The organism is Kocuria sp. 2SI, from assembly GCF_005502825.1.
Lineage (GTDB): Bacteria > Actinomycetota > Actinomycetes > Actinomycetales > Micrococcaceae > Kocuria > Kocuria palustris.
Genome location: NZ_SCNB01000006.1, coordinates 144,033 through 152,303 on the forward strand (window position 1 = coordinate 144,033; position 8,271 = coordinate 152,303).

The following is an 8,271-nucleotide window of genomic DNA, read 5'->3' on the forward strand; positions in this document are numbered from 1 at the left end:
TTCTCGGGGACGGGGCCCCGGAGGCTGCACCGGGAAGGCGCCCCCACCGCTGCCCCTGCAATAGGAGAAGCCCGCGATCCGAGTGGGGATCACGGGCTTCATCTTCCGTAGCGGTGGACGGGCTCGATCCGTCGACCTCACGATTATGAGTCGTGCGCTCTAACCAGCTGAGCTACACCGCCAGGAGAGACGATGACGCCCGCATCCCCGTCATGACGCGGATGCGGGCCCTCATCTCGAGAGCCCCGACCGGGAATCGATCCCGGGACCTCCATCTTACCAAGATGGCGCTCTACCACTGAGCTATCGGGGCAACGCGGAATACTGTACAGCACACCTGGCTGAGACATGAAATCGGAGCCGGCTCAGTCATCATCCCAGTCGTCGTCGTAGTCGCCGTCGTAGTCGCCGTCCGCATCGTCGTCCCAGTCGTCGTCGTAGCCCTGGGACTGCTCGAGCGGGACGGGAACGGGGACGGGCTCCTGCGCCGGAGCCGGAGCAGGCGTCGCGGCCGGCTGCTGCCCTTCCCGGGTCGGCTGCGAGGCGGCCTCCTCCCGTGACGGCTCCGACGACGGCTGTGCCGAGGCCTCCTGCGACGGGCCCGCAGAAGGATCCTGCGAGGCAGCGTACGAGGAGTCGTCCTCGGCCGGCTCGCTCGTGGCGCCGTCCTCGGGATCCTCGCTGCTGCCGACGCCGTCGCGCAGGACCTCGGTCTCCGGGGCCGCAGGGCCCGCAGAGACCCACAGGGCGACGGCGAGGATCGAGGCGACGATCAGGGCGAGGGCGGACCAGAGGATGCGCATGTCCCCACCGTGGCCTCCGCACGTGAGACGAGCATGAGGACCGCCTCGCTCGGCGCCGATCGGCTCAGATCTCCGCGAGCCTGTAGCCGGCTCCGCGCACCGTGATGATCCGCTCGGGCCCGAGCTTGTTGCGCAGGTAGCGCACGTAGACGTCCACCACGTTCGAGGAGCCCTCGAAGTCGTAGCCCCAGACCTTGTCCAGCAGCAGGTCGCGGGTGAGCACCTGGCCCGTGTTCTCGAGGAGCACCTGGGCCATCGAGAACTCGCGGGCCGACAAGGCGATCTCCTGGTCGTGGACGAACGCGCAGCGCCGCGAGATGTCCAGCGTCAGGCTCCCGGCGGTGAGCCTGCCGTCGTCCCCGGCGGAGCCCGTCTGACGCAGGCGCGCCTTCACCCGCGCCAGAAGCTCGGCGAAGCGGAAGGGCTTGGCCAGGTAGTCATCGGCCCCGGAGTCCAGGCCCTGCACGGTGTCCTCCACCGAGTCCCGAGCCGTGCACATGATCACGGGCATTCCGGAGCCGCCGGCGCGCAGCTCGGCGAGCACCTGGAAGCCGTCGAGCCCGGGCAGTCCGACGTCGAGCACGAGGAGGTCGTAGACGCCGGTGCTGGCCAGATCCAGGGCCTCGACGCCGTCCTCGACGACCGCGGTCTCGTAGCCGGAGGCGCGCAGCCCTTTCTGGATGAAGCGGGAGATCCGCTCCTCGTCCTCCGCGATCAGGATGTTGGCCATCTCCCGGTCCCTTCCTGGTGTCGTGACTGCCGCGGGGCTCTCCCGCTCGGGGCAGGCTCGCACAGGAAGATGAGGGGATCAGGAGAGAGATTCGACCGGCGTCTCGGCGGGCTCCGGCGAGGGCCCGCCCTCCGGCAGCATCAGGGTGAACTGAGAGCCCGCGCCGAGCGACGAGCGCAGCGCGACCCGCCCGCTGTGCCCGCGCGCGATGGCCTCGACGATGGCCAGGCCCAGCCCGGAGCCCTCGACCGTGCGCCCCGCCGAGGCCCGGCCGAAGCGCTCGAAGATCCGGGCCTGGTCCTTCACATCGATGCCGGCGCCGGTGTCGCGCACCCACAGCTGCAGCCGCCTGCCGCCGTCGTCGAGCTCGCCCCAGGAGGCGCCGATCGCGATGGTGTCGTCCTCGGCGCTGAACTTCACGGCGTTGGCGGCCAGCTGGATGACGGCCTGCATGAGCCGTTCGCGGTCGGCCACCAGCAGGCCCTCGCAGCGGGAGTCGACCCGCCAGCGGCGCTGCCCGGAAAGGGCCGAGAGCCGCGCGAAGGCGTCGTCCAGGAAGGCGGAGACCTCGAAGGAGGCCGGGCGCACGAAGTCCGGGCGCCGCGACCGGGCCAGCATCAGGAGGTCATCGACCAGGCGGTTCATCCGCGAGATCTCGTCGAGCATCAGATCGCGGGTCTCGGCGGCGTCGTGCGGATCGTGCTCGTCCATCAGCTCGAGGTTGCCGTGCAGGATGGTCAGCGGCGTGCGCAGCTCGTGGGCGGCGTCGTCCAGGAACTGGCGCTGCTCCTCGAAGCCCTCCTGGAGGCGGTCGAGCATCCCGTTGAAGTTCTCCGCCAGGTGAGCCACGTCCGAATCCTGGCTGGGCACCTCCACGCGGCCGGAGAGATCGTTCACCGAGATCGACTCGGTGGCCTCGCGCAGCCTCGAGATCGGTGCGGTGACGCGCCCGATCAGGTAGTAGGCCACCGCTGAGGCGGCGACCAGGAACAGCAGGGAGATCATGACGTAGCGCCACCATGAGTCCAGGATCTCCTGGCGGCCCTGCGTGATGTCCGTGGCCACGACCAGGTAGCCCTCGGACGCATCGCCGTCGATGTCCACGTGGATCAGCCCGAAGCCGATGTCGCGGCCGTCGTGCTGTCCGATGGTGTGGACCGTGCGGTCCGACTGGCCGTGCTCGCGCACGACCTCCTCGATCACGTCGTGGCTCAGGCCCTCGCCGGCCGGGCCGTCGTAGGTGTAGCGGACCTCGCCGTCGACCAGCCCCACGATGACCTCGTCAGGGGCCGGCACGGAGGTGGACATGAACGTCCACAGCAGGTGCTCGACGCTGTCGAACCGGCTGTCGAAGGCGTCCTCCGGTGCCGTCTCGGCAGGCGGGCCGGCCATGGCATCGGCCTCCGCCGAGGCGGGGCCGCGATCGAGCAGCCGCTGCAGCTCCCCGGCCTCCTGCTCGGTGCCCTGGGCCACCGAGGCCTCGAGCTGGCCGTAGCGGACCCAGTGCGTGGCCGCGCCGATCGCCAGCACCGTCAGAGCGGTGATGGTCACGACCACCACGAGGGCCCGTCCACGCACCGACGTCAGCTGCCGGAGCACAGCGCCGCCCCGGGCGGCGGCGGCGGGCTCTGCGGTCATGACTCACACGATACGCAGGCCCGCCTTCTACGATCAGCGCGATCCGTGGCGCTGCGAGCCCTTCCGGCCGCCCGTGACCTTCTTGTGGCCGCCGCTGTGCTCGGGACGGGCCGAGCGGCCTCCGCGGCGGTCGTCGCCGCGGTAGCCGCCGCGATCGCCGCGGTCGCTGCGCGCGCCGCTGGACTTGGGGCCGCGGTCCTGGCGGATGTCCAGGCGCTGGCCGTTGATCTCGATGGCGCCCAGGCGGTCCAGGTCTGCGCGGGAGAGATCGTCCGGCAGCCCGATCAGGGTGAACGACGGCTTGATCTCGATCGCGCCGATGTCCGAGCCCTTGAGCCCGCCCTCGTTGGTCAGGGCGCCGACGATCGAGCCCGGAAGCGCACGGTGCTTGTGGCCCACGGCCATCCAGTACGTCGCCTTGCCCTCCTCGGAGCGCGGGGTGCGTCCGCCGCGCTCCGAGCGCTCGCCGCGATCGCGCTCCTTGCGCTTGGGCTCGGGCAGCTCCTGGGCGAAGAAGGGCTGGTCGCCCTGCGAGATCACGGCCAGGGCCGCGGCGACCTCGAGCGGGTCGACGTCGTGGTCCTCGACGTAGGCGGTGACCATCTCGCGGAAGGCCGAGAGATCCTGGGTCTCGATCGTGTCCGTGATCGACTGCCCGAACTGATCGACGCGAGTGCGGTTCACGTCCTCGACCGAGGGCATGGGCATCTGCTCGACCGGCTGGCGCGTGGTCTTCTCGATCGCGCGCAGCAGGTACTTCTCGCGCGGGGTCATGAACAGGATCGCATCGCCCGAGCGGCCCGCGCGGCCGGTGCGGCCGATGCGGTGGACGTAGGACTCGGTGTCGTGCGGGATGTCGTAGTTCACGACCAGGGAGATGCGCTCCACGTCCAGTCCGCGGGCGGCGACGTCGGTGGCGACCAGGATGTCGATCTTGCCGCTGCGCAGCTGCTCCACGGACTTCTCGCGGGCCTGCTGCGGGATGTCGCCGTTGATCGCGGTGGCGGCATGGCCGCGGGCGCGCAGCTTCTCGGCGACCTCCTCGGTCGCGGCCTTGGTGCGCACGAAGACGATGATGCCGTCGTGCTCCTCGACCTCGAGCAGGCGCGTCATGGCCTCGAGCTTGTGGGCGCCCATGACCTGCAGGTAGCGCTGGCGGATGTTCGTGGCGGTGGAGGTCTTGGCCTTGACCGAGATCTCCTCCGGGTTGCGCAGGTAGCGCTGGGCGATCTTGCGGATCGCCGGGGGCATGGTCGCGGAGAACAGGGCGACCTGCTTGTCCTCGGGGGTCTGCGACAGGATCGTCTCGACGTCCTCGGCGAAGCCCATGCGCAGCATCTCGTCGGCCTCGTCGAGCACGAGGTACTGGAGGTCGTCGAGCTTCAGGGAGCCGCGCTTGAGGTGATCGATCACGCGGCCCGGCGTGCCGACGACCACCTGGGCGCCGCGGCGCAGCCCGGCCAGCTGCGGACCGTAGGAGGAGCCGCCGTAGACCGGCAGGACGGTGAAGTCCTCGAGCTGGACGGCGTAGGAGGCGAAGGCCTCGCCGACCTGCAGCGCCAGTTCGCGGGTGGGGGCCAGCACCAGGACCTGCGTGGAGGTCGACGGGCCGTTGAGATCGGCCAGCTCGGCCAGGCGCGACAGGGCCGGGACCGCGAAGGCCGCGGTCTTGCCGGTGCCCGTCTGCGCCATGCCGACGACGTCGCGGCCCTCCAGCAGGACCGGGATGGTCGCCTCCTGGATGGGCGAGGGCTTCTCGTAGCCGATGGCCTCGAGCGCTGCGAGCACGCGGGCGTCGATGCCGAGCTCGGCGAAGGTGGGGGTGGTGTCCTGGGTGTTCTGGTCGGGGGCGTTCTCGCTCATCCGAGCTCCTCACGGGATCGAGCGCACGACGAGGCGCCGCTGGAGGAGCGGTCGTCTGAAGTGGCTGCACATGGCTCCGGTGCTCCCCGAGTGCAGAAGGCGTCCTGCGTCGCTGGTTCCGCGCGGTTCGAAGCGCGGTGCGAGCCGAGGCTCGACGGTGGAGGCGACGGGATTCCAGCGGCCTGAGGCGGCCGCCGATCACCGACGAGAAGACGTCGGTGCACGACAGACAGATCCAGGGATGTGACCGGAAGGGTCGGTCCACCCTAACCCACGCCTCCGCTGCTCGACCGGGGATGCAGGCCATCGTGAGCAGAGACACTCGGGCGGCTGCACCGCCGCGGCTGTGCTGTCGCCCCGCTGTGCCACGATCAGCGCCATGTCCGCCGGTCGCACACGCAGCACCCCCGCTCGCCCTCGCGGCGCGGTCCAGGACGGGACAGCGCAGGCCGGCGAACATCGTCGGCGCTGGAGCCCGCCTGGGCCGGTGGACCTGGCGCAGTCGCTGGGGGCGCTGGCGCGCGGGGCGCGGCACACGACCGCGCAGGTCCCCTCCCCGCAGCAGGCCTGGATCACCGCCCGGGTCGACGGCGCCCCGCTCACCGCGCGCTTCACCCGCGCCGGGGACGGCGACCTCCTGCGCCGGGACATCCTCGTCGATGCCTGGGGCCCCGGATCCCGGGGCTTCCTGGACGAGGCTCCCCTGTGGTGCGGGGCCCGCGACGACTGGTCCGCGTTCGAGGACTCCCCCGCCTGGGACGCCCTGCCGAGCTCCCTGCGTCAGGCCCGGCATCACAGCCCGGGGATGCGCCTGATCTCCACCGGTCGGCTCTTCGAGGCTCTGTGCGCCGCGGTGCTCGAGCAGCGCGTCACCGGGCACGAGGCCATCCGCGAGCAGCGCTGGCTGGCCCGCGCCCATGGGGACGCAGCCCCGGGTCCCGCACCCCGCGGCATGGCGGTCGCACCGACCCCGCAGCAGGTGCGGGCGATCCCGTCCTGGGCCTGGCATCGAGCAGGGGTCGATCCCGCCCGCTCGCGGACCATGGCTCGCATCGCCGCCCGGGCCGGTGCGCTGGCCCGCTGGAACCGCCGCCCGCTGGATGAGGATCTTGAGCGCGCGCTGAGATCTCTGCCCGGCGTGGGCCCGTGGACCGTCGCCGAGACCCTTCAGGTCACGCATGGCGATCCCGATCGCGTCAGCGTGGCCGACTACCACCTGGCGCATCACGTCACCGAGTTCTTCGACGGCTGCCGGGGCGACGACGCCCGCATGCTCGAGCTGCTCGAACCCTGGCGCGGGCACCGTCAGCGCGTCGTGCGGCTGCTGCACGCCTCGCAGTGGCGGGCCCAGCGCATGGGGCCGCGGCTGTCCCCCGAGGACCACCGCGAGCACTGACTCCAGGCGCTGCAGGCCGGTCTTCGGAGCTGCCTGCGCGCCGGTCGAGGCCATCCGGCCTGGACACGGCGAAGGGCGCCTCCCTTCGGGGGAGACGCCCTTGCGCTGGGGTGTCGGTGCCTGGCGGGTGGACTCAGCTCTGCTGGTCGTCGCCGGACTCCGCAGCGGCCTGCTGCTCGGCGACCTGCTTGTGGACCTCCTCCATGTCCAGGCCCTTCACGGCCTCGACGACCTGGTCCAGCCCGGACTCGGGCAGCACGCCGGCCTGCGAGAAGACGAGCACGCCCTCGCGGAAGGCCATCAGGGTGGGGATCGAGCTGATCTGGGCGGAGGCGGCCAGCATCTGCTGGTCCTCGGTGTCGATCTTGCCGTGCACGACGTCCTGGTGCTTCTCCGAGGACGCCTCGAAGGTGGGTGCGAACTGCTTGCAGGGCCCGCACCAGTCCGCCCACCAGTCCAGCAGGACGATGTCGTTCTGGGTGAGGGTCTCCTGCAGGTTCTCCTGCGTGATCTCAACGGTAGCCATGGGCGCCACCCTACGGACCGCGGCCTCGCGCGTCAGCGGCGGTTCGCCGTCGGTGGACACACCCCCTTCCCGCGAGGGCCGACGAGGGACCTGCCGGGGCGCCCGGAGCCGCAGATGCGAGAAGGCGCCCCGGACCGTGTGGTCCGGGGCGCCTTCCTGGTCCTGCACAGCAGGACGCGAGTGGCAGATGAGGGATTCGAACCCCCGTAGGCAGTGCCAGCTGATTTACAGTCAGCCCCCTTTGGCCGCTCGGGTAATCTGCCGCGACCGCACCGGACGAGCCGATGCCGGAGATGCTCCCTGTGCAGGAGCACCGCTACTTTAGCGAAGCACCGGCCTGCGGCCAAATCCCGGCACGAGGCCAGTGCTCGCCCGCTCCGTCAGAGCTCGCCGGCCTAGGGCGCTGAGACGCGGGCGGACAGGCGGCCGAGAAAGGCATCGGCCTGCTCGCGGGAGACGTCTCCGCGCGAGACGGCCTGAGCCAGCTCCTCCGCCACCGCTTCCAGGCGGGGGTCGGAGCCGGCGGTGCTTCCGCCGAGGCGGGAGCTCGCGATCGCGGCGCTGCGACTCGAGGGGCTGTCGATCAGATTCATGCCTCCATGCTCGGCCGTTCACCTGTGCGAACCCGGTGGAGAGCATCACGGATTCATCACGACTCCCTAGACTGGAGCCCAGAGGCCCGTGATCACGCGGGCGACGGCCCCGTCGTCGGCCGGAATCCCCAGGCAACTGCTGCGGCTTGTTGCCGTGCAATGCGTCCGACGACCCCGTCGATGACCCTGAAGAGCCCCAGGAGGAGCACCATGGCCAGCGATTCCACCTTCGATGTCGTGAGCAAGGTCGACAAGCAGGAGGTCTCCAACGCGATGAATCAGGCGCAGAAGGAGGTCGCCCAGCGCTACGACTTCCGCGGCGTGGGCGCAGAGATCGACTTCTCCGGCGAGAAGATCCTCATCAAGGCCAACTCCGAGGAGCGGGCCAAGGCCGTGCTGGACGTCTTCCAGTCCAAGCTGGCCAAGCGCGGCATCTCCCTGAAGTCCTTGGACTCCGGCGAGCCCTTCGCCTCGGGCAAGGAGTACCGGATCGAGTCCACCATCAAGGAGGGCATTGCCCAGGACGACGCCAAGAAGATCACCAAGATCGTGCGCGATGAGGGCCCCAAGGGCGTCAAGGCCACGATCCAGGGCGACGAGCTGCGCGTCTCGTCCAAGTCCCGCGACGACCTCCAGGAGACCATCGCGCTGCTCAAGGGCAAGGACCTGGACGTCGACCTGCAGTTCATCAACTTCCGCTGACAGTCCCCCGCCGCCGCCCC

At 70.6% G+C, this 8,271-nt stretch carries 8 protein-coding genes and 3 tRNA genes; 2 read left to right on the forward strand and 9 right to left on the reverse strand.

Annotated features, from left to right (window positions below; translation table 11 throughout):
- Positions 1-108: 108 nt before the first annotated feature.
- From FFS25_RS05460 to FFS25_RS05485, 6 genes are all read right to left on the reverse strand, one after another.
- A tRNA-Met gene (locus FFS25_RS05460) sits at positions 109-182 on the reverse strand.
- 59 nt (positions 183-241) lie between these two features.
- Positions 242-313: transfer RNA gene (locus FFS25_RS05465), tRNA-Thr, on the reverse strand.
- Positions 314-365: 52 nt separating this feature from the next.
- Complete coding sequence (locus FFS25_RS05470) at positions 366-803, reverse strand: hypothetical protein (RefSeq protein ID WP_137802156.1); 438 nt, start codon at positions 801-803, stop codon at positions 366-368.
- A gap of 64 nt (positions 804-867) precedes the next feature.
- The gene (locus FFS25_RS05475; RefSeq protein WP_053447840.1) at positions 868-1,533 is read right to left on the reverse strand and encodes a response regulator transcription factor; all 666 of its coding nucleotides are present in this window, start codon (positions 1,531-1,533) and stop codon (positions 868-870) included.
- 78 nt (positions 1,534-1,611) lie between these two features.
- Complete coding sequence (locus FFS25_RS05480; protein ID WP_137802157.1) at positions 1,612-3,171, reverse strand: sensor histidine kinase; 1,560 nt, start codon at positions 3,169-3,171, stop codon at positions 1,612-1,614.
- Between the two features lie 33 nt (positions 3,172-3,204).
- Positions 3,205-5,034 (reverse strand): DEAD/DEAH box helicase, encoded by a 1,830-nt coding sequence (locus FFS25_RS05485; protein WP_137802158.1) that lies wholly within the window; start codon positions 5,032-5,034, stop codon positions 3,205-3,207.
- A gap of 487 nt (positions 5,035-5,521) precedes the next feature.
- Between FFS25_RS05485 and FFS25_RS05490 the strand changes: the two genes are divergently transcribed.
- Positions 5,522-6,430: a DNA-3-methyladenine glycosylase family protein gene (locus FFS25_RS05490; protein ID WP_137802159.1), complete on the forward strand. Its 909-nt coding sequence runs from the start codon at positions 5,522-5,524 to the stop codon at positions 6,428-6,430.
- A gap of 133 nt (positions 6,431-6,563) precedes the next feature.
- Here FFS25_RS05490 and trxA read toward each other — a convergent pair whose 3' ends face one another.
- From trxA to FFS25_RS05505, 3 genes are all read right to left on the reverse strand, one after another.
- Complete coding sequence (trxA, locus tag FFS25_RS05495; protein ID WP_040560385.1) at positions 6,564-6,956, reverse strand: thioredoxin; 393 nt, start codon at positions 6,954-6,956, stop codon at positions 6,564-6,566.
- 181 nt (positions 6,957-7,137) lie between these two features.
- A tRNA-Tyr gene (locus FFS25_RS05500) sits at positions 7,138-7,219 on the reverse strand.
- 132 nt (positions 7,220-7,351) lie between these two features.
- A complete protein-coding gene (locus tag FFS25_RS05505; protein ID WP_137802160.1) occupies positions 7,352-7,549 on the reverse strand; it encodes a hypothetical protein in 198 nt (65 codons plus the stop codon).
- Positions 7,550-7,759: 210 nt separating this feature from the next.
- On the opposite strand from FFS25_RS05505, the gene FFS25_RS05510 reads away from it, so the two are divergent.
- Positions 7,760-8,251, forward strand: a complete 492-nt coding sequence (locus FFS25_RS05510) for a YajQ family cyclic di-GMP-binding protein (protein ID WP_006215871.1) — start codon at positions 7,760-7,762, stop codon at positions 8,249-8,251.
- Positions 8,252-8,271 lie beyond the last annotated feature (20 nt).

Bases quoted from the DNA above. Each gene is read 5' to 3' on its own strand.
- FFS25_RS05470 (WP_137802156.1), bottom strand. From the start codon at position 803: ATGCGCATCCTCTGGTCCGCCCTCGCCCTGATCGTCGCCTCGATCCTC.
- FFS25_RS05475 (WP_053447840.1), bottom strand. From the start codon at position 1,533: ATGGCCAACATCCTGATCGCGGAGGACGAGGAGCGGATCTCCCGCTTC.
- FFS25_RS05480 (WP_137802157.1), bottom strand. From the start codon at position 3,171: ATGACCGCAGAGCCCGCCGCCGCCGCCCGGGGCGGCGCTGTGCTCCGG.
- FFS25_RS05485 (WP_137802158.1), bottom strand. From the start codon at position 5,034: ATGAGCGAGAACGCCCCCGACCAGAACACCCAGGACACCACCCCCACC.
- trxA (WP_040560385.1), bottom strand. From the start codon at position 6,956: ATGGCTACCGTTGAGATCACGCAGGAGAACCTGCAGGAGACCCTCACC.
- FFS25_RS05505 (WP_137802160.1), bottom strand. From the start codon at position 7,549: ATGAATCTGATCGACAGCCCCTCGAGTCGCAGCGCCGCGATCGCGAGC.
- FFS25_RS05510 (WP_006215871.1), top strand. From the start codon at position 7,760: ATGGCCAGCGATTCCACCTTCGATGTCGTGAGCAAGGTCGACAAGCAG.